This window comes from Pseudomonas sp. P20, assembly GCF_016463925.1.
In the GTDB taxonomy this organism is placed as follows: Bacteria; Pseudomonadota; Gammaproteobacteria; order Pseudomonadales; family Pseudomonadaceae; genus Pseudomonas; species Pseudomonas aeruginosa.
In genome coordinates this window covers 22,784-48,466 of record NZ_JAEMVM010000037.1, presented here as the reverse complement: position 1 = coordinate 48,466, position 25,683 = coordinate 22,784, and the positions used below count along the sequence as shown (strand labels likewise).

The window sequence follows — 25,683 nt, the reverse complement described above, 5'->3', positions numbered from 1 at the left end:
AGTCAAGCCTCTCCAGATGACTTCCCCTTTTTCCCTACAGGACCTGGACGATGGCCTTGGTGATGGTCTCCAGGTTCGATTTGTTCAGCGCGGCGACGCAGATACGGCCGGTGCTGACGGCATAGATACCGAACTCGGTCTTCAGGCGCTCGACCTGGTCGGCGGTCAGGCCGGAATAGGAGAACATGCCACGCTGGCGACCGACGAAGCTGAAGTCGCGCTTGGCGCCGTGGGCTGCCAGTTGCTCGACCAACGCCAGGCGCATGTCGCGGATGCGGTCGCGCATCTCGCCCAGTTCCTGCTCCCAGAGGGCCCGCAGTTCCGGGCTGTTGAGCACGGAGGAGACGACGCTGGCGCCGTGGGTCGGTGGGTTCGAATAGTTGGTGCGGATCACCCGCTTCACCTGGGACAGCACGCGGGCCGATTCATCGCGGCTTTCGGTCACGATCGAGAGGGCGCCGACGCGTTCGCCATAGAGCGAGAAGGATTTGGAGAACGAGCTGGAAACGAAGAAGCTCAGGCCCGACTGGGCGAACAGGCGCACCGCGGCGGCGTCTTCCTCGATGCCGTTGCCGAAGCCCTGGTAGGCGATGTCGAGGAACGGCACGTGGCCCTTGGCCTTGAGCACGTCCAGCACCTGTCTCCAGTCGTCCAGCTCGAGATCGACGCCGGTCGGATTATGGCAGCAGGCGTGCAGGACCACGATCGAACGGGCCGGCAGGGCATTCAGGTCTTCCAGCAGGCCGGCGCGGTTCACGCCATTGCTGGTGGCGTCGTAATAGCGGTAGTTCTGCACCGGGAAGCCGGCGGCTTCGAACAGTGCGCGGTGGTTTTCCCAGCTCGGGTCGCTGATGGCCACGGTGGCGTCGGGCAGCAGGCGCTTGAGGAAGTCGGCGCCGAGCTTGAGGGCGCCGGTGCCGCCGACGGCCTGGGTCGTGACCACGCGGCCGGCGGCCAGCAGCTCGGATTCGTTACCGAACAGCAGTTTCTGTACGCCCTGGTCGTAGGCGGCGATCCCTTCGATCGGCAGGTAGCCGCGCGGCGCGTGGGCCTCGATGCGGGCCTTCTCGGCAGCCTGCACGGCACGCAACAGCGGAATGCGCCCCTCCTCGTTGTAGTACACGCCCACGCCCAGGTTGATCTTGCCCGGACGGGTATCGGCGTTGAAGGCTTCGTTCAGGCCAAGGATGGGATCACGCGGTGCCATTTCGACGGCAGAAAACAGACTCATTTTGCGGCTGCTCGGAGTGTGAAGAGAGGAGGGCAACGCAACCCGTTATGCGGGGGCGCAAAGGGTTGCGCAAACGGGGGGTTATTATAGACACCCCTTGATGCATGCGGCGACATTTAGGTGCATGCTTTCAGCTATTTCTGACGCCGGATTTTCCTTGGCGTCACAGCTCCCTGCGAGGTTTTTCATGGATACGTTCCAACTCGACTCGCGCTTCAAGCCCGCCGGCGACCAGCCGGAAGCCATCCGGCAGATGGTCGAGGGGCTGGAGGCGGGGCTTTCGCACCAGACCCTGTTGGGGGTGACGGGCTCTGGCAAGACTTTCAGCATCGCCAACGTGATTGCCCAGGTGCAGCGCCCGACCCTGGTCCTGGCGCCAAACAAGACCCTGGCGGCCCAGCTCTACGGGGAGTTCAAGACGTTCTTCCCGCACAATTCCGTGGAGTACTTCGTTTCCTACTACGACTACTACCAGCCGGAGGCCTACGTACCGTCTTCCGATACCTATATCGAGAAGGACTCCTCGATCAACGACCATATCGAGCAGATGCGCCTGTCGGCGACCAAGGCGCTGCTCGAGCGTCCGGATGCGATCATCGTCGCCACCGTGTCGTCCATCTACGGCCTCGGTGATCCCGCGTCCTACCTGAAGATGGTCCTGCACCTGGACCGCGGCGACCGCATCGACCAGCGCGAACTGCTGCGGCGACTGACCAGCCTGCAGTACACCCGCAACGACATGGATTTCGCCCGTGCGACTTTCCGTGTGCGTGGCGATGTGATCGACATCTTCCCGGCCGAATCCGATCTCGAGGCGATTCGTGTCGAGTTGTTCGACGACGAGGTGGAAAGCCTCTCGGCCTTCGATCCGCTCACCGGCGAGGTGATCCGCAAGCTGCCGCGCTTCACCTTCTACCCCAAGAGCCACTACGTGACTCCGCGCGAGACGCTGCTGGAGGCGGTCGACCAGATCAAGGCCGAACTCAAGGAACGCCTGGACTACCTGCGCAACAGCAACAAGCTGGTGGAAGCGCAGCGCCTGGAGCAGCGCACCCGTTTCGACCTGGAGATGATCCTCGAACTGGGCTACTGCAACGGCATCGAGAACTACTCGCGCTATCTTTCCGGGCGGGCCCCCGGCGAGCCGCCGCCGACGCTCTACGACTACCTGCCGGCCAACTCGCTGCTGGTTATCGACGAATCGCACGTCAGCGTTCCGCAGGTCGGTGCGATGTTCAAGGGCGACCGCTCGCGCAAGGAGACCCTGGTGGAATACGGTTTCCGCCTGCCTTCGGCGCTGGACAACCGGCCGCTGCGCTTCGAAGAGTGGGAGGCGGTGAGTCCGCAGACCATCTTCGTCTCCGCCACCCCGGGCCCCTACGAGGCGGAACATGCCGGGCGGATCATCGAGCAGGTGGTGCGTCCCACCGGGCTGGTCGATCCGGAGATCGAGGTACGCCCGGCGATGACCCAGGTGGATGACCTGCTCTCGCAGATCCGCCAGCGGGTGGCCAAGGACGAGCGGGTGCTGGTGACTACCCTGACCAAGCGCATGGCCGAGGACCTCACCGATTATCTCGGCGATCACGACGTGCGGGTGCGCTACCTGCACTCGGACATCGATACCGTCGAGCGAGTGGAGATCATCCGCGACCTGCGCGCCGGTGCGTTCGACGTGCTGGTGGGGATCAACCTGCTGCGCGAAGGCCTGGACATGCCCGAGGTGTCGCTGGTGGCGATCCTCGACGCGGACAAGGAAGGCTTCCTGCGCTCGGAGCGCTCGCTGATCCAGACCATCGGTCGTGCCGCGCGCAACCTGCACGGCAAGGCGATCCTCTACGCCGACAACGTCACCGGCTCGATGCAGCGTGCGATCGACGAGACCGAGCGGCGTCGGGCCAAGCAGATCGCGTTCAACCAAGCCCATGGCATCGTGCCCAAGGGGGTGCGCAAGGATATCAAGGACATTCTCGAAGGCGCCGTGGTGCCCGGCGCGCGCGGCAAGCGCAAGGGCGTGGCCAAGGTGGCGGAGGAGAGCGGGCGCTACGAGAACGAACTGCGCTCGCCGAGCGAGATCAGCAAGCGCATCCGCCAACTGGAGGAAAAGATGTACCAGTTGGCCCGCGACCTGGAGTTCGAGGCGGCGGCGCAACTGCGCGACGAGATCCAGACGCTGCGCGAGCGCCTGGTCAACGTCTGATCCTCAGTGAGCCCCGGCGTCGGCGCGGGTGCCGATGCCGGCCGGCAGCGAGCGGGTCAGCAGCACCGCGAGCATGCTCACTGCGAGCACCATGCCGATGACATGGAAAGCATCGTTGTAGGCCATGATCATCGCCTGCTGGTGGGTGATCTCGCTGAGTTTGCCCAGCGCCGCCTGCTGGCTGCCCAGTTGCGCGGCGAGTTGCGCGAGGCGTTCGTCGACCTGCGGGTTGGTCGGCACCAGGGCTTCGCGCAGATAGTCGAAGTACACCTTGGCGCGACTGTCGAGCAGGGTCGCGAGCAGGGCGATGCCGATGGCGCCGCCGAGGTTGCGCAGGATGTTGAACAGGCTCGAGGCCGAGCCGGCATCCTGTGGCTGCAGGTAGGCGGTGGCGATCAGCGAAATGGTCACCATGATCATCGGCTGGCCGAGGGCGCGCAGTAGCTGGATCTGGTTGAACTGCGGTCCGGCGAAGTCCGGGTTGAGCACCCCGGAGAAGAAGCTGGCAAGGCCGAACAGGCCGAAGCCGGCGGCGCAGAGCAGGCGCGGCGAGACCAGCTTCATCAACTTCGGGACCAGCGGGATCAGGAACAGCTGGGGAATGCCCATCCACATGATCACCTCGCCGATCTGCATGGCGTTGTAGCCCTGGATTTGTGCCAGGTACAGCGGCAGTACGTAGATCGAGCCGTACAGGCCCATGCCCAGACCGATGCTGGAAATGCTCGCGAGGCCGAAGCTGCGGTTGCGCAGGATGCCCAGGTCGATCAGCGGGTTTGGCCGCGACAGTTGCAGGATGACGAACAGGACCAGGCTGAACAGGGCGACGCTGCCGAGGCTGACGATCAGTTGCGACTCCAGCCAGTCCTTGCGGTGACCTTCCTCGAGGAAAACCTGCAGGCAGCCCAGGCCGATGCCGAGGGTGACGATGCCGGCGTAGTCGGTACTCTTCAGCAGTTCCCAATGCGGCGCCTTTTTCTCCAGGCCGTAGAGCAGCCCGGCGATCATCAACAGGCCCGGCGGCACGTTGATATAGAAGATGTATTCCCAGCCGAAGTTTTCCGTCAGCCAGCCTCCCAGGGTCGGTCCGATGGAGGGCGCGAAGGTGGCGGTGATGGCGAACAGCGCCATGCCCTTCGGACGGTGGTGTTCCGGCAACTTGACCAGGGCCAGGGTGAACGCCAGCGGAATCAGCGCGCCGCCGGTGAAACCCTGCATGGCGCGGAACACGATCATGCTTTCCAGGTTCCAGGCGAACGAGCAGAGCAGCGAGGACACCAGGAAGCCCACCGAGATCATCACCGCCAGGCGGCGTGCCGAGAGCAGCTGCACCAGCCAGGCGGTCATCGGGATCATGATGATCTCCGCCACCAGGTAGGAGGTGGAGATCCACGAGCCTTCCTCGAGGGTCGCCGCCAGCGCGCCCTGGATGTCCTTCAGCGAGGAGTTGGTGATCTGGATGTCGAGCACCGCCATGAATGCGCCGAGCATGGCGCTGAGCACCGCGATCCAGTCGCGCCGGGTCGGTTCGCCAAGCGGCCGGGCCAGCGCCTCAGCGGTCACGGAGCTCGACCTCGGCTTCGACGGACATGCCGGGGCGGATGCGGCCATGCAGCGGGTTGTCGGCCTCGAACACGATCTTCACCGGGATGCGTTGCACCACCTTGGTGAAGTTTCCGGTGGCGTTGTCCGGTGGCAGCAGGCTGAACTGCGCGCCGGAAGCGGCGAACAGGCTATCGATGCGGCCGTCGATAGGCGTGTCGGGGAAGGCGTCGAAGGTCAGGCGCGCCTTCTGCCCGTCGCGCATGCGGCCTACCTGGGTCTCCTTGAAGTTGGCCTGGACCCAGATGTCTTCGTCCGGCACCAGCGACAGCAAATGGGTGCCGACCTGCACGTACTGGCCGTTGCGTGCGCTGCGCTGGCCGACCAGGCCGCTGATCGGCGAATGGATCAGGGTGCGTGACAGGTTGATTTCGGCTTGCGCCAGTTCGGTGCGGGCGCTGGCGATCTGCGCTTCCAGGCGCTTGATCTCGGCGCCCAGGGTGTCGCGCTGGACGCGTTGTGCCTCGAGGTCGGCGCGGGCCTTGGCCAGTTGCGAGCGAGCCACATGGTTGTCGGCGGTGAGGGTGGTGACCCGTTCCTCGGAAACGTAGCCGGGCTTGCGCAGGGCTTCGGCGCGGTTCAGGTCGATCTGTGCGCGACCGAGGGTTGCCTGGCTGGCGTTGACGTCGGCGGCGCTGGCGGCGATCAGGCTGCCCTGCTGCACCAGCTTGCTGCGCGCCTGGGCCAGTTCCGCCTCGCGGGTGGCCAGCGCGGCCTGGGCGCGCTCGACGGCGAGCTTGAAGTCGGCGTCTTCCAGGCGTACCAGTAGCTGCCCCTTGTCCACGTGCTGGTTGTCGCGCACCAGGACTTCCTCGACCCGCGCGCCCAACTGGCTGGCCACCCGCGTGATCTCGCCCTGGACGTAGGCGTTGTCGGTGCTTTCCACGTGGCGGCCGATGAACCACCAGTGCAGGAAGAAGGCCAGGGCGATCAGGCCGACGGCCACCAGGAAGACGGTCAGGCGACGTTTGAGTTGGGCGGGCATGGGTGGAGTGTTCCGTCGGCAAAATTCGGCCAATCTAGCAGTGTTCCGCCGGACGTTATAGGCGCTACACTTCGGACTCTTTGTTGCTTATAGGGAACAATAATGGGGCTTGATGATGCGCTGATCTTCACCCGCGTGGTGGAGTACCACAGCTTCACCCAGGCCGCGCAGAGCCTGGGCATGCAGAAGTCCACGGTGAGCCGGCGCATCGCCCTGCTGGAGGAGCGCCTGGGCGTGCGCCTGCTCAATCGCACTACCCGCAAGTTGCGCCTGACCGAAGTAGGGCAGGCCTACTACGAGCGCTGCCGGCAGATCATGCACGATTTCGCCGAGGCCGAGCAGGCGGTCATGCAGTTGCAACAGGCGCCGTCGGGATTGCTGCGGATCACCTCGCCGATAGAGTTCGGCCAGATGTTCCTCGCCAGCCTGCTGGGCGACTTCATGCGCCAGTACCCGCAGATCACCGCCGAGGTCGAGCTGGCCTCGCGCAGCGTCGATCCGCTGCAGGAGGGCGTCGACATCGTGATCATGGTCGGCCAGCCGGAGGATTCCACCCTGGTGGCCCGTCGCCTGCTCTCTACCAGCCGCTGGCTCTGCGCCAGCCCCGACTACCTGGCGGCGCACGGCACGCCGACATCGGTGGCCGAGCTTGCCGGGCATCGCGCGGTCCTTCTGTCCACCGACTCCCAGCGCTACTGGCCGCTTTCCGGAGACAGCCTGCCCTGCCAGCGGGTGCTGTCCTGCAACAACATCACCTTCGCCCGCGAGGCGGTGGTCGCCGGTGCCGGCATTGCCGCGCTACCGGCGCTGATCTGTGCGGAGAGCGTGCACAGCGGGCGTCTGGTGCGTTTGCTGGCGGACGTGCCGTTGCCGGTCGGCGAACTGTATGCGGTCTATCCTTCGCGGCGTTTCCAGGCGATGAAGGTCAAGGCCTTCCTCGATTTCCTGATCAGCCGCCTGCCGGCCGACACCGGTCGTTTACTGGAGCCGGAGGCGGCCCGCCTGATAACATCGCGCCCCTGAATTTCCGTTTTAACTTCCGCTTGGCAAGAGAGTCTCCATGACCACTGTTCGTACTCGCATCGCCCCGTCGCCGACGGGCGACCCGCACGTCGGTACCGCATACATCGCGCTGTTCAACCTGTGCTTCGCGCGTCAGCACGGCGGTCAGTTCATCCTGCGCATCGAGGACACCGACCAGCTGCGTTCGACGCGGGAGTCCGAGCAGCAGATCTACGACGCCCTGCGCTGGCTCGGCATCGAATGGGACGAGGGCCCGGACGTCGGCGGCCCGCATGGCCCGTACCGGCAGAGCGAGCGCGGGCATATCTACAAGAAGTATTCGGACGAGCTGGTCGAGAAGGGCCATGCCTTCACCTGCTTCTGCACGCCCGAGCGCCTCGATGCGGTTCGCGCCGAGCAGATGGCGCGCAAGGAAACCCCGCGCTACGACGGCCACTGCATGCATCTGCCGAAGGATGAGGTGCAGCGCCGCCTCGCCGCCGGCGAGTCCCACGTCACCCGCATGAAGGTGCCGACTGAGGGCGTCTGCGTGGTGCCGGACATGCTCCGCGGCGATGTCGAGATTCCGTGGGATCGCATGGACATGCAGGTGCTGATGAAGGCCGACGGCCTGCCCACCTACTTCCTCGCCAACGTGGTCGACGACCACCTGATGGGCATCACCCACGTCCTGCGCGGCGAAGAGTGGCTGCCGTCGGCGCCCAAGCTGATCAAGCTCTACGAGTATTTCGGCTGGGAGCAGCCGCAGCTGTGCTACATGCCACTGCTGCGCAACCCGGACAAGAGCAAGCTGTCCAAGCGCAAGAACCCGACCTCTATAACCTTCTACGAGCGCATGGGCTACCTGCCGCAGGCGCTGCTCAACTACCTCGGGCGGATGGGCTGGTCGATGCCGGACGAGCGCGAGAAATTCACCCTCGCCGAGATGATCGAGCATTTCGACCTGTCGCGCGTCTCCCTGGGCGGACCGATCTTCGACCTGGAGAAGCTCTCCTGGCTGAACGGGCAGTGGATCCGCGAGCAGTCCGTGGAGGAGTTCGCCCGTGAGGTGCAGAAGTGGGCGTTGAATCCCGAATACCTGATGAAGATCGCTCCGCACGTGCAGGGACGGGTGGAGAACTTCAGCCAGATCGCGCCGCTGGCCGGATTCTTCTTCAGCGGCGGGGTGCCGCTGGACGCTTCGCTGTTCGAACACAAGAAGCTCGATCCGACCCAGGTCCGCCAGGTCCTGCAACTGGTGCTGTGGAAACTCGAATCCCTGCGCCAGTGGGAGAAGGAACGCATCACCGGCTGCATCCAGGCTGTCGCCGAACACCTCCAGCTCAAGCTGCGCGACGTGATGCCGCTGATGTTCCCGGCCATCACCGGGCATGCCAGCTCGGTTTCGGTGCTGGACGCCATGGAGATCCTTGGCGCCGACCTGTCGCGTTATCGCTTGCGCCAGGCCCTGGAGCTGCTGGGCGGGGCGTCGAAAAAGGAAACCAAGGAGTGGGAGAAGATCCGCGACGCCATTCCCGGCTGACCGGCTTTCTTCCACAGTCGATGACGAGGCTCGCCCAGTTGCGGGCCTCGTTTTTGGGGGAGGGGAGGTAAGTGATTGTTCTTCCGGTAAAATTTTTTAGGTTTCGATGAAAAATAATGTTGACAGCCTCAAGCCTCGCCCTTAGTATGCGCCCCGTCTTCACGACGAACTCAACGAAGTGAAGCGATCCAGCGGTACTTTGGGGCTATAGCTCAGCTGGGAGAGCGCTTGCATGGCATGCAAGAGGTCGACGGTTCGATCCCGTCTAGCTCCACCAAATTGCCGGGAATACGCGGTTGGTTTTGCGGATTCCTACGAAGGTTTCGTCCCCTTCGTCTAGTGGCCTAGGACACCGCCCTTTCACGGCGGTAACAGGGGTTCGAGTCCCCTAGGGGACGCCACTTCATGTTCATCCGTCCCAGCAATGGATGAACGTGTCGACGACCGGAAGGTTGTCGAAGCGATCGGAAGATCGCCCGCCTGATGGCGAATTCGGGGCTATAGCTCAGCTGGGAGAGCGCTTGCATGGCATGCAAGAGGTCGACGGTTCGATCCCGTCTAGCTCCACCACATTCCAAGGCCAGCATCGCTGGCCTTACTTTTCGAAGGTTTCATTGTCCCCTTCGTCTAGTGGCCTAGGACACCGCCCTTTCACGGCGGTAACAGGGGTTCGAGTCCCCTAGGGGACGCCACTTTTTCCCGCTCTGCGGGGCTCTATAGGGCCATTCCGAATTGGAATGGCCCTTTTGTTTTTTCCCTTTTCGAATTTCCTGACAGACGGCCCGGCCGTACGCTTGCCGATTTTTATTATGAATATAATATTTCATCCATAATATTTTCGGAGGTCGTCATGAGCGACAAGAAAACCCAGACCCGTGCCCGCATCCTCGGTGCCGCCACCCAGGCCCTGCTCGAGCGGGGCGCCGTCGAACCTAGCGTCGGGGAAGTGATGGGCGCGGCGGGGCTCACCGTCGGCGGCTTCTATGCCCACTTCCAGAGCAAGGATGCGCTGATGCTCGAGGCGTTCGAGCAATTGCTCGGCAAGCGCCGCGAACTGCTCGGCGAACTCGATCCCGGATTGTCGGGAAAGGAGCGTCGTGCCTTGGCGGCCGCCTTCTACCTGTCGCGCAAGCATCGGGACGCACAGGTCGACGCCGGTTGTCCGCTGCCGGCGACCCTAGCCGAGGTGGCGCGCCTGCCGGAGGGGTTTCGCGAGGTCTTGAGCAGACATGTCGAGATCATGGTCGCCAGCCTGGCGGAAAGTCCCGAGGAAACCGACGTCGCCCTGGCCGACCTGGTGTTGATGATTGGCGGTTTGGCGCTGGCCCGGGCATTGGGGCCGGGGGAGCTGTCCGACCGGGTTCTGCGTGCCGCCAAGCAGGCGGTGAACTGAGGAGGTGCGAGATGAGCAGCCTGACCTGGATTCGCGGTTTCAACGGGACGATCGGCCGCATCGCGCCGCGTTGGACGGCCGAGCGTATGCGTCGGACGTTCATGGTGCCTGGCGAGTGGCCGCCGAAGGATTGGGAGCTGCCGCTGCTGGCCAGTTCGGAGCGCGTCACTCTGCGCTTCGGGCTGTCGGTGTTGCGCTGGGGCGAGGGGCCGGCAGTCCTGCTGCTGCATGGCTGGGCCGGCAGGCCGACACAGTTCGCCCATCTGATCGAGCAACTGGTCGGCGCGGGTTATTCGGTGTATGCCCTCGATGCGCCGGCCCATGGCCGCTCGCCGGGCAGGGAGGCGAACGTGGTGCTGTTCGCCCATGCCTTGCTGGAGGCCGCTGGCGAGTTGCCGCCGCTGCGTGCGGTGGTCGGTCATTCCCTGGGTGGCGCGGCGGCGTTGCTGGCGGCCCAGATGGGGCTGCGCAGCGAAGCGCTGGTGACGGTCTCGGCGCCGTCGCGGATTCTCGAACAGTTGCGCCTGTTCGCTCGTTTCGTCGGTTTGCCGGCCCTGGCTCGCTCGCATTTCATCCGCCTGGTCGAGCGTCAGGCTGGCATATCCGCGGCGTGCCTGGATGTGGCGCGCTACCGTCTGGAAATGCCCGGGCTGGTGGTGCATGCCGACGACGACACGCGCGTAGCGGTGGAAAATGCCGAGCGCATCCATGCCGCCTGGCCGGCCAGTCGCTTGCTGCGTCTGCCGGGCGGCGGCCACCACCGACTGCTCGGCGAGCGCAGGCTGAGCGAGTCGCTGCTGGCGCTGCTCGAGGAGCGCCCGGCGATGCGCGCTTGCCGGCGCGTGGAAAAGACGGCGAGCGCTTCCTGAGGCGCGTAGCAGAGGGGTTGTCGTTGTCCTGACCTCGGTTCTTCGGTAAAAAGCGCTGTGGCCCGCGCGGAGCGATCCGGCGGGGCGAACCGTTTCGAATCGAGGAGTGCCCATGACATTGCCGCTGGATCGGGTCCTGCAGCAGGCCAGCCCGGTATTGCCGGTGCTGGTGATCGAGGACGTGGCGCTGGCGCCCGACCTGGCGCGCGCGTTGTATGCGGGCGGCGTCACGGTGCTGGAAGTGACGCTGCGCACGCCGCAGGCGCTGGACGCGATCGCCGCCATCCATCGCGAGGTGCCCGAGGTCCTGCTGGGGGCGGGTACCCTGATCCACACCGAGCAGTTTCTCGAGGCGCGCGACGCAGGCGCACAGTTCGCCGTCAGCCCCGGATGCACGCCGCGTCTTGCCGCCGCCGCGGAGGATGCCGGCTTGCCATACCTACCCGGGGTGATGACGCCTTCGGAAGTGTTGCTGGCGCTGGAGTACGGTTATCGCTCGCTGAAGCTGTTCCCGGCCGATGGCACTGCCAGCGTGAAAATGCTGAAAAGCCTGAAGGGGCCGTTCACCGGCATCCGCTTCTGCCCGACCGGCGGGGTGAACCTGGACAACCTGCTGAATTTCCTCCGCCTGCCCAATGTCGCCTGTGTCGGCGGCACCTGGTTGGCGCCGCCGAGCCTGATCCGGGCGCGGGCCTGGGATCAGATCACACAACTGGCCAGGGAAGCGCGCGAACTGGCCGGCAGCCTGGAGCAGCATTGATGAATTGGGACTACGCCGATCCGTTCGTGATCGACCTCAGGGTCCTCACCGAGGACATCGACGGGCTCGGCCACGCGAACAACGCCGTCTACGTCAGTTGGTTGGAGCGCTGCGCCTGGCGCCACTCGCAGCGGCTGGGCCTGGACCTGGCCGAGTACCGCCGGCTGGACCGGGCGATGGCGGTGCTGCGCCACGAGATCGACTACCTGGCCGCGGCCTACGAGGGCGACGAACTGCAACTGGCGACCTGGATCGTCGAGTCCGACCAGCGCCTGCGGATGAACCGGCGCTTCCAGTTGGTACGCCCGGCGGATGGTGCCACGCTGCTGCGGGCGCAGACCACCTTCGTCTGCATCGAACTGTCCAGCGGCAAGCCGAAGCGGATGCCGGCGGAGTTCATCGACGGCTACGGCCAGGCTCTGCTCGCCGGGGCCTGACCCGTCGCGCGTCGGCCGGCAGGCATTCGCACTTTGTTCCGGGCGGCGGATTCTCTAGAATCCGCCGCCTGTCATTTTCGAGGTAGTGGTTCGTGCAAATCGCCCTGGCGCCGATGGAAGGTCTGGTGGATGAAATCCTCCGCGACGTGCTGACCCGCGTCGGCGGCATCGATTGGTGCGTCACCGAATTCATCCGCATCACCGATCGCCTGCTGCCGGCCACGGCTTTCCACAAGCTGGCGCCGGAGCTGCGCGACGGCAGCCGGACCTGCGCCGGGACGCCGATGCGTGTGCAGTTGCTCGGCTCCGATCCTGCGTGCCTGGCGGATAACGCCGCGTTCGCCTGTGAGCTGGGTGCCCCGGTGATCGACCTGAACTTCGGTTGTCCGGCCAAGACCGTGAACCGCTCGCGCGGCGGCGCGGTATTGCTCAAGGAGCCGGAGCTGATGCACGACATCGTCGCCGCCGTGCGTCGCGCGGTGCCGAGCGAGATTGCGGTGACCTCGAAGATGCGCCTGGGCTACGACAGTCCCGACGGCGCCCTGGATTGTGCGCGGGCCCTGGCCGACGGCGGCTCGGCCCATGTAGTGGTGCATGCCCGGACCAAGGTCGATGGCTACAGGCCGCCGGCGCACTGGGAATGGGTGGCGCGGGTGGCCGAGGCGGTGCGCGTGCCGGTGTTCGCCAACGGCGAAGTGTGGACGCTCGACGACTACCTGCGTTGTCGCGAGGTCAGCGGGGTGGAGGACATCATGCTCGGTCGCGGCCTGGTCTCGCGTCCTGGCCTGGCTCGGCAGATCGCCGCCTGGCGCGATGGCGGCGAAATCCGCGAGATGCCCTGGAGCGAGCTGTTGCCGCTGCTGCGCGACTTCTGGCTACAGGCCCGGCGCAAGCTCGCCCCGCGCTATGCCCCGGGCCGTCTCAAGCAGTGGCTGGGCATGCTCACCCGCACCTATCCCGAAGCCGTCGAGCTGTTCGCACGGATACGCCGGGAAAGCGATTGCGAAACCATCGACCGGCTGTTGCAGGTGTCGTTCAGCCAGGCGGCCTAGCTTGCGTACCAGGCCTAGCGGCCGCCGCTGACATCGATGAAGGTGCCGGTGCTGTAGCTGGCTTCGTCCGACGCCAGCCAGAGAATCGCCCGCGCGACTTCCTCCGCCGTACCGCCGCGTCCTAGCGGTATGCCGCCCTTCAGGCGTTCGATACGGCCTGGCTCGCCGCCGCTGGCGTGGATCTCGGTATCGATCAGTCCGGGCCGCACCGCGTTGACCCGGATACCCTCCGCCGCCACTTCCCTGGCCAGACCGATGGTCATGCTGTCGATGGCGCCCTTGGCGGCGGCATAGTCGATGTATTCGTTGGGCGATCCCAGCCGCGAGGCCATCGAGGACACGTTGACGATGCTGCCGCCGCGCCCGCCGTGGCGGGTCGACAGGCGCTTCACCGCCTCGCGGGCGCAGAGGAAGCTGCCGGTCACGTTGGTCGCGAATACCCTGTGCAGGCGCGCCGCGTCGATGTTTTCCAGGCGCGTCTGCGCTTCCAGCATGCCGGCGTTGTTGACCAGCACGTCGAGGCGGCCGAAACGTTCGTCGATGGCGGCGAACAGCCGCTCGACATCGCCTTCCTCGGCTACGTCGGCCGCCACCGCCAGGGCTTCGCCGCCCTGGCGCTCGATGCGCTGGCGCAGCGCTTCGGCGGCCTCGCGGTTGCGCAGATAGTTGAGGACGACCGCATAGCCGCGTTCGGCGGCGAGCAGAGCGGTGGCGGCGCCGATGCCGCGGCTGGCTCCGGTGATCAGCATGACGTTGCGCATGATGATGCTCCCCAGGTCAGTAGCGAGTGAAGGTCAGGTAGTCGGCGTCCCAGCCCAGGCCCTGCCAGAACAGGTTGGACAGCGGCGCGTCAAGGGCCGATTGCGCGCGGATCAGGCCGGCGCCGCGCGAGCGCAGGGCCTCCTCGGCGCTGCCCACCAGTTCCCGGGCCAGGCCCTGGCGGCGGGCCTGCGGCAATACGTAGAGCTCTGCGATCTCTCCGACCCGTGCCTGACCGTCCTCGATCTGCCACAAGTGGGCGAGGACGAAACCGCGGGGATGCTGCTGGGCCTCCGCCAGCCAGAGCAAGCGGTTGCGCGAGGCGGCCAGGAGCAGTGCCTGGATCGCCTGTTGGTCGCCGGCATCCAGGGTTTCCCCGGCTTCGCGGACATTGGCTTGCCAGAGCGCGGCCACTGCGGGGACGTCGTCGGCGCTGGCCAGGCGAACCCGGTGCTGCTCTGGCGTCGCATCGAGCTCCTGGCCGACCCGCAGCAGGTTGCCATCGGGATCGATCAGGGCGAATTCGCGCATGCCCCAGGGCTGGTCTTCCAGGGCCGTGATGCGTGGAATCCCCTGGCCGCCCAGGCCGAGGGCCGCGGCCTGGCGATGCAGCGCCTGGGCGTCCTCCAGGCGCAGGTAGGCAGCGCTGCAATTGGTCTTCGGTTCGAGCGCCTCGAACAGCGACAGGTGCAGCTCCAGGGCGCCGCGCTGGAGGATGGCGTAGGTCGGATAGCGAGCGCCAAGGTGGAAGCCGAGGGACTGGTAGAAGGCGCTGGCGCTGTCCAGATCGCGGCAGGGGAAGGTCGGGATTGCGCGTTCCATGGCGACGGTTCTCGAAAGGATGAGTTTCGATCTGAGCACGACGAACGGTCGTTCTCAAGGCTCTTGAAATACTTCCGACGATCCCTATCTAGTTCGTGCGGGATGCCGAAGACGGGTTCCGCACCAGAGTACTTGCTGATAATTCAGGAGATTCGCAATGAGCAACGCTTTTTCCCTCGCCCCGCTGTTCCGTCATTCCGTAGGCTTCGATCGCTTCAACGATCTGTTCGAGTCGGCCCTGCGCAATGAGGCCGGGAGCACCTACCCGCCCTACAACGTCGAAAAGCACGGTGACGACGAGTATCGCATCGTCATCGCCGCCGCCGGCTTCCAAGAAGAAGACCTGGACCTGCAGGTCGAGCGCGGCGTGCTGACCGTCAGTGGCGGCAAGCGCGAGAAGTCCACGGACAACGTGACCTACCTGCACCAGGGCATCGCCCAGCGCGCCTTCAAGCTGTCGTTCCGCCTCGCCGATCATATCGAGGTCAAGGCGGCTTCGCTGGCCAACGGCCTGCTGAACATCGACCTGGTGCGGCTGGTTCCGGAAGAAGCCAAGCCGAAGCGTATCGCCATCAATGGCCAGCGCCCGGCACTGGACAACCAGTAACCGTCAGCGGTGATCGAAAAAAGGCGCCTTCGGGCGCCTTTTTTCATTTCGTTGCGCTATCGGCCCGGGGCTCTGCCGGTGTGCCGTCAGGCACCTCGTCCAGCAGGACGTCGAGGTCGACGGCGGCCGCCATCGCCCGGTTGCCTTCGTCGCTGGGGTGCAGATGGTCGCCGGAGTCGTAGCGCGCGGCGAGCCGCGACGGCTGCTCCGGATCGCGCAATGCCGCGTCGAAGTCGATCACCGCATCGAAGGCGCCGGCATGACGGATCCACTCGTTAACCTGCCTGCGCAGGGCTTCCTTGGCGGGATGGTAATAATCGCTCAACGGCGTGCCGGGCAGTGCGCCCTCGAACGGCGTGAGGGTCGCGCCGACGACCCGGATACCCCGGTTGTGCGCCCGTTCGATCAATTGCCGGTAGCCGGCGATCAGCGCTTCCAGGGTGGGCGGTGCGGCATTCCGGGCGAAAGCGGTACCGGGCCAGGCAATGTCGTTGATGCCGAGCATCACCACCATGCTGCTTGCGCCTGGCTGGGCCAGTACGTCGCGGTCCAGACGTGCCAGCGCGCTCGCGCCCATGCCGTCGCTCAGCAGACGGGCGCCGGAAATCCCCGCATTGACCACGGCGACGCCATGCGGGGCCAGGCGTTCGGCGAGGAAGTCCGGCCAACGGCTGTTCCGGTCGAGGCTGGCGCTGGCTCCGTCGGTGATCGAGTCGCCGAGCGTCACCAGCGTCCGCGTTGCCGTTTCGGTTTCGACCAGGATACCTGTCAACAGCAGGCGCGCGCTGGTGCTCTGGCTGTCCGCCGCGTCCAGCTGCAATGCGTGGCTTTGGGTCTGCTCGCCGGCGACGATCCAGCCCGTCTGGCGGCCGTCCCAGTGGAAGGTTTCCATGGGCGTGGCGGCCGGCAGGTAGAGACTCACCAGCACCTGCGAGAGCGCGGCCACCGGCATCGCCACCGGATCGCTGAGTAGCGTGGCGCCGGGCGCGATGGTCGCCGTCCGGCGTCCGCCAAAGGTCACGTCATGCAGGCTGCCGGTGGCGACCGCGGCGCGCTCGGAACCCGGTTTGGCCAGGGTGGCCCGGCCGATCCGGATCGGGCGCCTTCCATAGGTATTTGCCAGGACGATGCGCACGCGCGTTCCTCCCAGGCTGATTCGCACCAGTTGCCGCACCGTCTGGTCGTGCAGTTCGGCCGGCACGTTGCTGGGAAACAGGAAGTCCTCAGCCCAGACCGGCTGCGGGCTGGCCTGCCAGCTGGCGGTCCAGGAAGCGGCCGGCGCGGCGCAGGCGTACAACAGGCTCGTCGTGAGCGCGAAGGCCCGGGTTGCGCTGGAGGTCGCGGCGGGAAGTCTTTCGATGGGTCGTTTCATGTCGTTGAATTCAGTGGTTATCCTGTAGCTGATGATGAATTCAAAGATTTAAGGGGAAAAGGCCGTAGCGGGGAACATCATTTATGAAGCGAAATCATCAGGCAGGGCGCCATGGCCCGGCTTGAAGTCAACCGTTCCGGCGAACTGGAGGTGTTTGCCCGGGTCGTCGAGTCGGGGGGCTTTTCCGCCGCCGCTCGACGTTGCGGCATGACGCCCTCGGCAGTCAGCAAGCTGATCACCCGGCTCGAACAGCGCCTGGGAACCCGCTTGCTGAACCGCTCCACCCGTCAATTGCAACTGACGCCCGAGGGATGCACGTTCTACGAGCGCGGGGTGCGTATCCTGGCCGACCTGGAGGAAGCCGAGCGGTGTGCGAGCGAAAACGCGGCGCCGCGCGGGCGCTTGCGAGTCAACGCCAACGTGCCTTTCGGACATCACTTCCTGCTGCCGCTGGTGCCCGAGTTCCTCGCGCAGCATCCCGAGGTGACGCTGGATATCGTGCTGACCGATGAGGTCGTCGACATCCTCGAGCAGCGCACCGACGTGGCCGTGCGCGCGGGGCCGCTGAAAAGCTCGAGCCTGGTGGCGCGCAAGCTGGGGAGCACGCGCATGCTGATCGTCGGTGCGCCGGCCTACCTGGCCCGACATGGCATGCCGGCCACGCCGCAGGCGCTGCTGGGGCACAACCGCCTCGGCGCCAACTATGTGCGAACGCGCTCCGGCTGGCCGCTGCGGGACGCCGGCGAGGAACTCGTGGTGCCGTTGTCGGGCAACGCCCAGGCCAGCGATGGCGAGGCGCTGCGCCGTCTGGCCGTGGCCGGCCTGGGCCTGGCGCGGCTGGCCGCGTTCCAGGTACGCGAGGACATAGCCGCCGGCCGCCTGATTCCCGTGCTCGAGGCATACAACCCGGGCGACCTGGAGGAAGTCCACGCCGTCTACGTCGGCCAGGGCGGCTATCTGCCGCTGCGCGTGCGGGCGTTCCTGGACTTTCTGGCGGAGCGCGTCGATATGAGCCAGGTTGATCGCAGTGCTACATGAATACGCCGATTCCGCGGCCGAAAGCTTTTCTTCCTAGCGCTTCATCCACAGGAGGCAATCCAGATGAGCGATGACATCCAGCGTTACCCCAGCAGCCTGCCGTTTCCCTTTTCCCGCGCGGTGCGGGCCGGCGGCTTCCTGTTTCTTTCCGGGCAGGTGCCGATGAGTCCGAGCGGCGAGGTGGTGCGTGGCGATATCCAGACCCAGACCGAAGCGGTGATGGCACGCATCGGCGAGACGCTGGAGAACTGTGGCGCGCGTTTCGACCAACTGGTGAAGGTCACCGTCTGGCTGTCGGACATGGCCCACTTCGCCGGTTTCAACGAGGTCTACCAGCGTCATGTGCAGGGGGCCTTGCCGGTACGCTCGACGGTGACCGCCGGGCTGGCGCTGGGGGTCGACGTGGAGGTCGAGGTGCAGGCGTGGGTCGGCGAGGGCTGAGTCGCGAGGGCATTGGCATGCAGGTCGGGTGAGCGCTGGCCGCGGACGGCGAAGAGGGGAGGGCCTACCCGTGGCGTCCGACCTGAATCGCTTCAGGCCGCTGGAGTGCCGTTGCCGAATGCCTGTTCGTCGAGCAGGCGCATGAAGGCGCGCGCGGCGTTCGACAGGGTCCGCTCGGTGTGCAGGATATAGCCGAGCTGGCGGCTGAGCTGGATGTCCTGCAGCGGCAGGCGCACCACCTGGTCGTCGAGCATGGTCCGCGGCAGCACGCTCCAGGCCAGGCCGATGGAGACCATCATCTTGATGGTCTCCAGGTAGTTGGTGCTCATGGCGATGTTCGGCGTCAGCCCTTCGGCTTCGAACATGCGCCGCACGATGTGGTGGGTGAAGGTGTTGCCGCCGGGGAATACCGCGGGGTGCTTGGCGACGTCGGCGAGGAACACCGTGCCCTGTCGGGCCAGCGGGTGCTCCGGGGCGGCGACGAAGTCCAGCGGGTCGTCCCACACCGGGACTGCGCGCACCGGTTCGGCGGTTTCCGGGGCCAGGGTGATCACCGCCAGTTCCGCACGACCATGAAGGATCTCCTCGTAGGCCACTTCCGAATCCAGGAACTGGATATCCAGCGCCACCTGCGGATGCGCCCGGGTGAAGGCGCGCAGCAGCGGCGGCAGGCGATGCAGGCCGATGTGGTGGCTGGTGGCCAGGACCAGCCGGCCGCTGACCTCGCCGGTGAGGTTGTTCAGCGCCCGGCGGGTGTCGTCGAGCACGTTGAGCAACTGGTAGGCGCGCGGCAGCAGGGCGCGGCCGGCCTCGGTGAGGTTGACCTCGCGGCCGACCCGGTCGAACAGCCGGGCATTGAGCTGCTGTTCGAGGGCGGCGATGCGCTTGCTCACCGCCGGTTGGGTCAGGTGCAGGCGCTCGCCGGCTTCGGAGAAGCTGCCGGTCTCGGCAATGGCGATGAAGGTGTTGAGGCTGTTCAGGTCCATTGCGGGCCTCCGCTGGTTTCGGCTGCCCGGAGCTTAGCGCCAATGGATTCCTGTTGGGAATGCTTTGGATGAAAAATATGAATTTGAGTTATTCGTAGACAAGCCATAGGATCATCCTCACAAGCCCTGTGGGCATAGAAATGAGCTGATGAGGAAATCCCGATGGCCGGCAAGACCCTCTACGACAAACTCTGGGACATGCACCTGGTCAAGCAGCGCGACGACGGTTCGGCGCTGATCTACATCGACCGCCATATCCTGCACGAAGTGACCTCGCCGCAGGCCTTCGAGGGTCTTCGCCTGGCCGGGCGCAAGCCGTGGCGGATCGACGCCAACATCGCCACCCCGGACCACAACGTGCCGACCACCCGCACCGAGCGCAAGGGCGGCATCGCCGCCATCGCCGACGAGGTCTCGCGCCTGCAGGTGCAGACCCTCGACGAGAACTGCGACGACTTCGGCATCACCGAATTCAAGATGAACGACGTGCGCCAGGGCATCGTCCATGTGGTCGGTCCGGAGCAGGGCGCGACCCTCCCGGGGATGACCGTGGTCTGCGGCGACTCGCACACTTCCACCCACGGCGCCTTCGGCGCGCTGGCCCACGGCATCGGCACTTCCGAGGTAGAGCATGTGCTGGCGACCCAGTGCCTGGTGGCGAAGAAGATGAAGAACATGCTGGTCAAGGTCGAAGGCAGGCTGCCGGCCGGCGTCACGGCGAAGGATATCGTCCTCGCGGTGATCGGCAGGATCGGCACCGCCGGCGGCAACGGCCACGCCATCGAGTTCGCCGGCAGCGCCATCCGCGACCTGTCCATCGAAGGGCGGATGACCATCTGCAACATGTCGATCGAGGCGGGCGCCCGCGTCGGCCTGGTCGCCGTCGACCAGAAGACCATCGACTACGTGAAGGGCCGGCCCTTCGCGCCGAGCGCCGAGCAATGGGACCAGGCCGTCGCCTGCTGGCAGGGGCTGGTGTCGGACGCCGATGCCCGCTTCGATACCGTGGTCGAGCTGGACGCCGCGCAGATCAAGCCGCAGGTCAGCTGGGGCACGTCGCCGGAAATGGTCCTGGCGGTGGACCAGAACGTGCCGGACCCGGCCCGCGAGAGCGACCCGATCAAGCGCGGTTCGATCGAGCGCGCCTTGAAGTACATGGGCCTGCGGCCGAACCAGGCGATCACCGACATCCAGCTGGACCGGGTATTCATCGGTTCCTGCACCAACTCGCGGATCGAGGACCTGCGCGCTGCCGCCGAAGTGGCCAGGGGCCGCAAGGTCGCCGCGACCATCAAGCAGGCGCTGGTGGTGCCGGGTTCCGGGTTGGTCAAGGAGCAGGCCGAGAAGGAAGGCCTGGACCGGATCTTCATCGAGGCCGGCTTCGAATGGCGCGAGCCGGGCTGTTCCATGTGCCTGGCGATGAACCCGGACCGGCTAGAGAGCGGCGAACACTGCGCCTCGACCTCCAACCGCAACTTCGAGGGCCGTCAGGGCGCCGGTGGCCGTACCCACCTGGTCAGCCCGGCGATGGCCGCCGCCGCGGCCGTCAACGGCCGCTTCATCGATGTCCGCGAATTGCTCGCCTGAGGAGAACCGAGATGAAACCCTATACCCAGACGACCGGTCTCGTCGCTCCGCTGGATCGCGCCAACGTCGATACCGATCAGATCATTCCCAAGCAATTCCTCAAGTCGATCAAGCGCACCGGCTTCGGCCCCAACCTGTTCGACGAATGGCGCTACCTGGATGTCGGGCAGCCGGGACAGGACAACTCGAAGCGTCCGCTGAACCCGGACTTCGTCCTCAACCAGCCGCGCTACCAGGGTGCCAGCGTACTGCTGGCGCGGGAGAACTTCGGCTGCGGCTCGTCCCGCGAGCACGCGCCCTGGGCGCTGGACGAGTACGGTTTCCGCACGGTGATCGCACCGAGCTATGCCGACATCTTCTTCAACAACAGTTTCAAGAACGGCTTGCTGCCGATCATCCTGCCCGAGGCCGAGGTGGACGAACTGTTCCGCCAGGTCGAGGCGAACGAAGGCTACCAGTTGTCCATCGACCTGGCGGCGCAGACCGTTACCCGTCCTGATGGCAAGGTGCTGGGTTTCGAGGTCGACCCGTTCCGCAAGCATTGCCTGCTCAACGGCCTCGACGACATCGGCCTGACGCTGCAGGACGCCGATGCGATCCGTGCCTTCGAGGACGGCTACCGCCAGCAGCAGCCCTGGCTGTTCCGCTGAGCGCCACGTGAGTCCCCTTGCCGGGCGCATCCTGGGTAGGGTGCGCCCGGTTTTTCTCCCGGAGTAGGTTCATGAGCGACCACGATGACGTTGTCCAGCGCCAGTTCGGCGCCCAGGCTTCGGCCTACCTGAGCAGCGCCGTGCATGCCCAGGGCGAGGAATTCGCCTTGCTGCGCGACGCCCTGGCCGGGCGCCCGGAAGCGCGGGTCCTCGACCTGGGCTGCGGCGCCGGCCACGTGAGCTTCCAGGTCGCCGCCCTGGCAGGGGAGGTGGTGGCCTACGATCTTTCCGCCGAGATGCTCGCCGTGGTGGCGCAGAGCGCCGCGGAACGGGGCATGGCGAACATCCGTACCGAACAGGGCAAGGCGGAGAGCCTGCCCTTCGCCGACGGCGAGTTCGATTTCGTCTTCAGTCGCTATTCCACCCATCACTGGCGCGATGTCGGCCTGGCCCTGCGCGAGGTGCGGCGGGTGCTCAAGCCCGGCGGGGTGGCGATCTTCGTCGACGTGGCGGCGCCCGGGCAGGCCTTGCCGGACACCTTCCTGCAGACCGTCGAGCTGCTCCGCGACACCAGCCATGTGCGCAACTACTCGCCGGCCGAGTGGGCGCGCCTGAGCGGCGAGGCGGGCCTGCTGGTAACCGGAAGCCGGCGCCAGCGCCTGCGCCTGGAGTTCCAGTCGTGGGTCGAGCGGATGCGTACGCCGGAGGTGTTCCGCCAGGCGATCCGCACCCTGCAGCTGGCGGTGGGCGAGGAAGTCAGGGAGTATTTCGAGATTGCCGACGACGGCTCGTTCAGCACCGACGTGCTGGTGCTGTGGCTGCGTCGGGAGTGACGGTTCGATCGCGGCGGCGCATGCCCGCCGTTCAATGAATGAAGGACAAGAGGGTGTTATGAGCAAGCAGATCCTGGTTCTCCCCGGTGACGGTATCGGCCCGGAAATCATGGCGGAAGCGGTCAAGGTGCTGGAACTGGCCAACGACAGGTTCCAGCTCGGCTTCGAACTGGCCGAGGACGTCATCGGTGGCGCGGCCATCGACAAGCACGGCGTGCCGCTGGCCGACCAGACCCTGCAGCGCGCGCGCCAGGCCGATGCGGTGCTGCTGGGCGCGGTAGGGGGGCCGAAGTGGGACAGGATCGAACGCGATATCCGTCCCGAGCGCGGTCTGCTGAAGATTCGCTCGCAACTGGGCCTGTTCGCCAACCTGCGTCCGGCCATCCTCTATCCGCAACTGGCCGCGGCCTCCAGCCTGAAGCCGGAAGTGGTCGCCGGGCTGGACATCCTCATCGTCCGCGAACTGACCGGCGGCATCTACTTCGGCCAGCCCCGCGAGCAGCGCGTGCTGGAGAACGGCGAGCGCCAAGCCTACGACACCCTGCCGTACAGCGAGAGCGAAATCCGTCGTATCGCCCGCGTCGGTTTCGACATGGCCCGCGTACGCAACAACAGGCTCTGCTCGGTGGACAAGGCCAACGTCCTCGCCTCCAGCCAACTGTGGCGGGAAGTGGTGGAAGAGGTGGCGAAGGACTACCCGGACGTCGAGCTTTCCCATATGTACGTGGATAACGCCGCCATGCAACTGGTGCGCGCGCCCAAGCAGTTCGACGTGATGGTCACCGACAACATGTTCGGCGACATCCTGTCGGATGAGGCTTCCATGCTGACCGGTTCCATCGGCATGCTGCCTTCTGCCTCGCTCGACGCGAACAACAAGGGCATGTACGAACCCTGCCACGGTTCCGCCCCGGACATCGCCGGTCAGGGCATCGCCAACCCGTTGGCGACCATCCTCTCGGTCTCGATGATGTTGCGCTACAGCTTCAGCCAGGCGACCGCCGCCGACGCCATCGAGCAGGCGGTGAGCAAGGTCCTCGACCAGGGGCTGCGCACCGGCGACATCTGGTCCGAAGGCTGCCGCAAGGTCGGCACCCGGGAAATGGGCGATGCCGTAGTCGCGGCACTCAAGAATCTGTAATCTGACGGGCTTGGCCGGCGCCATGATGGCTGCCGGCCAGCTCACTTCTCTCATATAGGTGTAGTTGCGATGAAGCGTGTAGGTCTGATCGGTTGGCGCGGGATGGTGGGTTCCGTACTCATGCAGCGGATGCTGGAAGAGCGGGACTTCGACCTGATCGAGCCGGTGTTCTTCACCACGTCGAACGTCGGTGGCCAGGGCCCGGAAGTGGGCAAGGACATCGCTCCGCTGAAGGACGCCTACAGCATCGACGAGCTGAAGACCCTCGACGTGATCCTGACCTGCCAGGGCGGCGACTACACCAGCGAAGTATTCCCCAAGCTGCGCGAGGCCGGCTGGCAGGGCTACTGGATCGATGCCGCCTCCAGCCTGCGCATGGAAGACGACGCGGTGATCGTCCTCGACCCGGTCAACCGCAAGGTCATCGACCAGGCTCTGGACGCCGGCACCCGCAACTACATCGGCGGCAACTGCACCGTCAGCCTGATGCTGATGGCCCTGGGTGGGCTGTTCGACGCCGGCCTGGTCGAGTGGATGAGTGCCATGACCTACCAGGCCGCCTCCGGCGCCGGCGCGCAGAACATGCGTGAACTGCTCAAGCAGATGGGCGCCGCCCATGCATCGGTGGCGGATGACCTGGCCAACCCGGCCAGCGCGATCCTCGACATCGACCGCAAGGTGGCGGAGACCCTGCGCAGCGAAGCCTTCCCCACCGAGCATTTCGGCGCGCCGCTGGGCGGCAGCCTGATCCCCTGGATCGACAAGGAACTGCCCAACGGGCAGAGCCGCGAAGAGTGGAAGGCCCAGGCGGAGACCAACAAGATCCTCGCCCGCTTCAAGAACCCGATCCCGGTCGACGGTATCTGCGTGCGCGTCGGCGCCATGCGTTGCCACAGCCAGGCGCTGACCATCAAGTTGAACAAGGATGTGCCGCTGACCGACATCGAGGGCCTGATCAGCCAGCACAATCCCTGGGTCAAGCTGGTGCCGAACCACCGCGAGGTAAGCGTGCGCGAGCTGACCCCGGCCGCCGTCACCGGCACCCTGAGCGTTCCGGTCGGGCGCCTGCGCAAGCTGAACATGGGCTCCCAGTATCTCGGCGCCTTCACCGTCGGCGACCAGTTGCTGTGGGGCGCTGCCGAGCCGCTGCGGCGCATGCTGCGCATCCTGCTGGAGCGCTGATCGATCCGGTGCCGCCCGCAATGGGCGGCGCCTCGATTGCCTGGGCGAAGGTGGGCAAGTAAAGTGCCACGCCTATTTCGCAGACCGCCGAGGCTTTTCCCATGTCCCAGCCCCTCAATGTCGCAGTCGTAGGCGCCACCGGATCGGTTGGCGAGGCTCTGGTCGGTCTCCTCGACGAACGCGACTTCCCGCTTCATCGTCTGCACCTGCTGGCCAGCGCCGAGTCGGCCGGGCAGCGCATGGGTTTCGCCGAAAGCAGCCTGCGCGTCGGCGATGTCGATAGCTTCGATTTTTCCAGTGTCGGCCTGGCCTTCTTCGCCGCGGCAGCCGAGGTGTCGCGTGCCCATGCCGAGCGCGCCCGCGCGGCGGGTTGTTCGGTGATCGACCTGAGCGGCGCCCTGGAACCGAGCGTCGCACCGCCGGTCATGGTTTCGGTGAATGCCGAACGCCTGGCCTCCCAAGCGGCGCCGTTCCTTTTGTCCAGTCCTTGCGCCGTAGCCGCCGAACTGTGCGAAGTGCTGGCGCCACTCCTGGCCACGCTGGATTGCCGGCAACTGAACCTGACAGCCTGCCTCTCCGTCTCCAGCCTGGGGCGCGAAGGGGTCAAGGAACTCGCCCGGCAGACCGCCGAACTGCTCAATGCGCGCCCCCTGGAGCCGCGTCTCTTCGACCGCCAGATCGCCTTCAACCTGCTCGCGCAGGTCGGCGCGGTGGATGCCGAGGGGCACAGCGCGATCGAGCGGCGCATCTTCGCGGAGGTGCAGGCCTTGCTTGGCGAGCGTATCGGACCGTTGAACGTTACCTGCATCCAGGCGCCGGTATTCTTCGGCGATAGCCTCAGCGTGACCCTGCAGTGCGCGGAACCGGTGGACCTGGCCGCGGTGACGCGGGGCCTCGATGCGACGAAAGGTATCGAATGGGTCGGCGAGGGCGATTATCCGACGGTGGTCGGCGATGCCCTCGGCCAGGACGAGACCTATGTCGGCCGGGTGAGGGCGGGGCAGGCTGATCCCTGTCAGGTCAATTTGTGGATTGTGTCTGATAATGTGCGAAAAGGTGCCGCGCTGAATGCCGTGCTCCTGGGTGAGTTGTTGATAAAACACTATCTGTAAAAGATACTTACCCACAGATTTGTAGAATTATTCGAGCTTGTTAATACTGGTTCGATCCGCTGCTGCCGGGGAGCGTCCG

The 25,683-nt window shown here is 65.8% G+C and carries 24 protein-coding genes and 4 tRNA genes; 21 read left to right on the top strand and 7 right to left on the bottom strand.

What is annotated here, in order from left to right; all coding sequences use genetic code 11:
* Positions 1-34: 34 nt before the first annotated feature.
* Positions 35-1,231 (bottom strand): amino acid aminotransferase, encoded by a 1,197-nt coding sequence (locus JHD77_RS29940; RefSeq protein WP_031755715.1) that lies wholly within the window; start codon positions 1,229-1,231, stop codon positions 35-37.
* A gap of 187 nt (positions 1,232-1,418) precedes the next feature.
* Here JHD77_RS29940 and uvrB point away from each other — a divergent pair, with 187 nt between their 5' ends.
* Positions 1,419-3,431 (top strand): excinuclease ABC subunit UvrB, encoded by a 2,013-nt coding sequence (uvrB, locus tag JHD77_RS29935; RefSeq protein ID WP_017149200.1) that lies wholly within the window; start codon positions 1,419-1,421, stop codon positions 3,429-3,431.
* A 3-nt stretch (positions 3,432-3,434) separates the two neighbouring features.
* On the opposite strand, the gene JHD77_RS29930 is transcribed toward uvrB, so the two are convergent.
* Both JHD77_RS29930 and JHD77_RS29925 read right to left on the bottom strand, forming a co-directional pair.
* Positions 3,435-4,934 (bottom strand): MDR family MFS transporter, encoded by a 1,500-nt coding sequence (locus tag JHD77_RS29930; protein WP_074231436.1) that lies wholly within the window; start codon positions 4,932-4,934, stop codon positions 3,435-3,437.
* Between the two features lie 49 nt (positions 4,935-4,983).
* Positions 4,984-6,018, bottom strand: coding sequence for an HlyD family secretion protein (locus tag JHD77_RS29925; RefSeq protein WP_003104593.1), 1,035 nt, complete (start codon positions 6,016-6,018; stop codon positions 4,984-4,986).
* Positions 6,019-6,120: 102 nt separating this feature from the next.
* On the opposite strand from JHD77_RS29925, the gene JHD77_RS29920 reads away from it, so the two are divergent.
* From JHD77_RS29920 to JHD77_RS29870, 11 genes are all read left to right on the top strand, one after another.
* On the top strand, positions 6,121-7,041 hold the full coding sequence (locus tag JHD77_RS29920; protein ID WP_003091419.1) for a LysR family transcriptional regulator: 921 nt from the start codon (positions 6,121-6,123) through the stop codon (positions 7,039-7,041).
* A 37-nt stretch (positions 7,042-7,078) separates the two neighbouring features.
* Complete coding sequence (gene gltX / locus JHD77_RS29915; protein WP_003104596.1) at positions 7,079-8,563, top strand: glutamate--tRNA ligase; 1,485 nt, start codon at positions 7,079-7,081, stop codon at positions 8,561-8,563.
* A 201-nt stretch (positions 8,564-8,764) separates the two neighbouring features.
* A tRNA-Ala gene (locus tag JHD77_RS29910) sits at positions 8,765-8,840 on the top strand.
* Between the two features lie 48 nt (positions 8,841-8,888).
* Positions 8,889-8,964, top strand: a tRNA-Glu gene (locus tag JHD77_RS29905).
* A 93-nt stretch (positions 8,965-9,057) separates the two neighbouring features.
* Positions 9,058-9,133: transfer RNA gene (locus tag JHD77_RS29900), tRNA-Ala, on the top strand.
* A 46-nt stretch (positions 9,134-9,179) separates the two neighbouring features.
* Positions 9,180-9,255 (top strand) — tRNA-Glu (locus JHD77_RS29895).
* Between the two features lie 158 nt (positions 9,256-9,413).
* Entirely contained in the window at positions 9,414-9,956 is a 543-nt protein-coding gene (locus JHD77_RS29890) for a TetR/AcrR family transcriptional regulator (RefSeq protein WP_003091415.1), read from the top strand.
* Between the two features lie 11 nt (positions 9,957-9,967).
* Positions 9,968-10,825, top strand: coding sequence for an alpha/beta fold hydrolase (locus tag JHD77_RS29885; RefSeq protein ID WP_003115024.1), 858 nt, complete (start codon positions 9,968-9,970; stop codon positions 10,823-10,825).
* Between the two features lie 112 nt (positions 10,826-10,937).
* Positions 10,938-11,585: a bifunctional 4-hydroxy-2-oxoglutarate aldolase/2-dehydro-3-deoxy-phosphogluconate aldolase gene (locus tag JHD77_RS29880; RefSeq protein ID WP_003115023.1), complete on the top strand. Its 648-nt coding sequence runs from the start codon at positions 10,938-10,940 to the stop codon at positions 11,583-11,585.
* Entirely contained in the window at positions 11,585-12,022 is a 438-nt protein-coding gene (locus tag JHD77_RS29875; protein WP_003111181.1) for an acyl-CoA thioesterase, read from the top strand. Before JHD77_RS29880 ends, JHD77_RS29875 begins: the two co-directional genes overlap by 1 nt.
* 92 nt (positions 12,023-12,114) lie before the next feature.
* A complete protein-coding gene (locus tag JHD77_RS29870) occupies positions 12,115-13,074 on the top strand; it encodes a tRNA dihydrouridine synthase (protein ID WP_023084087.1) in 960 nt (319 codons plus the stop codon).
* A 14-nt stretch (positions 13,075-13,088) separates the two neighbouring features.
* On the opposite strand, the gene JHD77_RS29865 is transcribed toward JHD77_RS29870, so the two are convergent.
* Positions 13,089-13,835: an SDR family oxidoreductase gene (locus JHD77_RS29865; protein ID WP_003104218.1), complete on the bottom strand. Its 747-nt coding sequence runs from the start codon at positions 13,833-13,835 to the stop codon at positions 13,089-13,091.
* Between the two features lie 16 nt (positions 13,836-13,851).
* A complete protein-coding gene (locus JHD77_RS29860; RefSeq protein ID WP_031643044.1) occupies positions 13,852-14,655 on the bottom strand; it encodes a glyoxalase/bleomycin resistance/extradiol dioxygenase family protein in 804 nt (267 codons plus the stop codon).
* 157 nt (positions 14,656-14,812) lie between these two features.
* Between JHD77_RS29860 and JHD77_RS29855 the strand changes: the two genes are divergently transcribed.
* A complete protein-coding gene (locus JHD77_RS29855) occupies positions 14,813-15,262 on the top strand; it encodes an Hsp20 family protein (protein ID WP_003091405.1) in 450 nt (149 codons plus the stop codon).
* Positions 15,263-15,305: 43 nt separating this feature from the next.
* On the opposite strand, the gene JHD77_RS29850 is transcribed toward JHD77_RS29855, so the two are convergent.
* Positions 15,306-16,634: an SGNH/GDSL hydrolase family protein gene (locus JHD77_RS29850; RefSeq protein WP_031756133.1), complete on the bottom strand. Its 1,329-nt coding sequence runs from the start codon at positions 16,632-16,634 to the stop codon at positions 15,306-15,308.
* A gap of 111 nt (positions 16,635-16,745) precedes the next feature.
* On the opposite strand from JHD77_RS29850, the gene JHD77_RS29845 reads away from it, so the two are divergent.
* The gene (locus JHD77_RS29845; RefSeq protein WP_003104212.1) at positions 16,746-17,672 is read left to right on the top strand and encodes a LysR substrate-binding domain-containing protein; all 927 of its coding nucleotides are present in this window, start codon (positions 16,746-16,748) and stop codon (positions 17,670-17,672) included.
* A gap of 63 nt (positions 17,673-17,735) precedes the next feature.
* On the top strand, positions 17,736-18,113 hold the full coding sequence (locus tag JHD77_RS29840) for a RidA family protein (RefSeq protein ID WP_003104210.1): 378 nt from the start codon (positions 17,736-17,738) through the stop codon (positions 18,111-18,113).
* Between the two features lie 92 nt (positions 18,114-18,205).
* Here the strand turns inward: JHD77_RS29840 and JHD77_RS29835 are convergent, their stop codons facing one another.
* Entirely contained in the window at positions 18,206-19,099 is an 894-nt protein-coding gene (locus tag JHD77_RS29835) for a LysR family transcriptional regulator (RefSeq protein ID WP_003091401.1), read from the bottom strand.
* Positions 19,100-19,261: 162 nt separating this feature from the next.
* Here JHD77_RS29835 and leuC point away from each other — a divergent pair, with 162 nt between their 5' ends.
* The 6 genes from leuC (at position 19,262) to JHD77_RS29805 (ending at position 25,604) form a co-directional block, all read left to right on the top strand.
* Entirely contained in the window at positions 19,262-20,686 is a 1,425-nt protein-coding gene (gene leuC / locus JHD77_RS29830; RefSeq protein WP_003091399.1) for a 3-isopropylmalate dehydratase large subunit, read from the top strand.
* Between the two features lie 11 nt (positions 20,687-20,697).
* Positions 20,698-21,336, top strand: a complete 639-nt coding sequence (gene leuD / locus JHD77_RS29825; protein ID WP_003091398.1) for a 3-isopropylmalate dehydratase small subunit — start codon at positions 20,698-20,700, stop codon at positions 21,334-21,336.
* A gap of 71 nt (positions 21,337-21,407) precedes the next feature.
* A complete protein-coding gene (locus JHD77_RS29820; RefSeq protein ID WP_003452681.1) occupies positions 21,408-22,169 on the top strand; it encodes a class I SAM-dependent methyltransferase in 762 nt (253 codons plus the stop codon).
* 58 nt (positions 22,170-22,227) lie between these two features.
* A complete protein-coding gene (gene leuB / locus JHD77_RS29815; protein WP_003091395.1) occupies positions 22,228-23,310 on the top strand; it encodes a 3-isopropylmalate dehydrogenase in 1,083 nt (360 codons plus the stop codon).
* Between the two features lie 69 nt (positions 23,311-23,379).
* Positions 23,380-24,492: an aspartate-semialdehyde dehydrogenase gene (gene asd, locus JHD77_RS29810; protein ID WP_003111187.1), complete on the top strand. Its 1,113-nt coding sequence runs from the start codon at positions 23,380-23,382 to the stop codon at positions 24,490-24,492.
* A 101-nt stretch (positions 24,493-24,593) separates the two neighbouring features.
* Positions 24,594-25,604: an aspartate-semialdehyde dehydrogenase gene (locus JHD77_RS29805; protein WP_031756132.1), complete on the top strand. Its 1,011-nt coding sequence runs from the start codon at positions 24,594-24,596 to the stop codon at positions 25,602-25,604.
* Positions 25,605-25,683 lie beyond the last annotated feature (79 nt).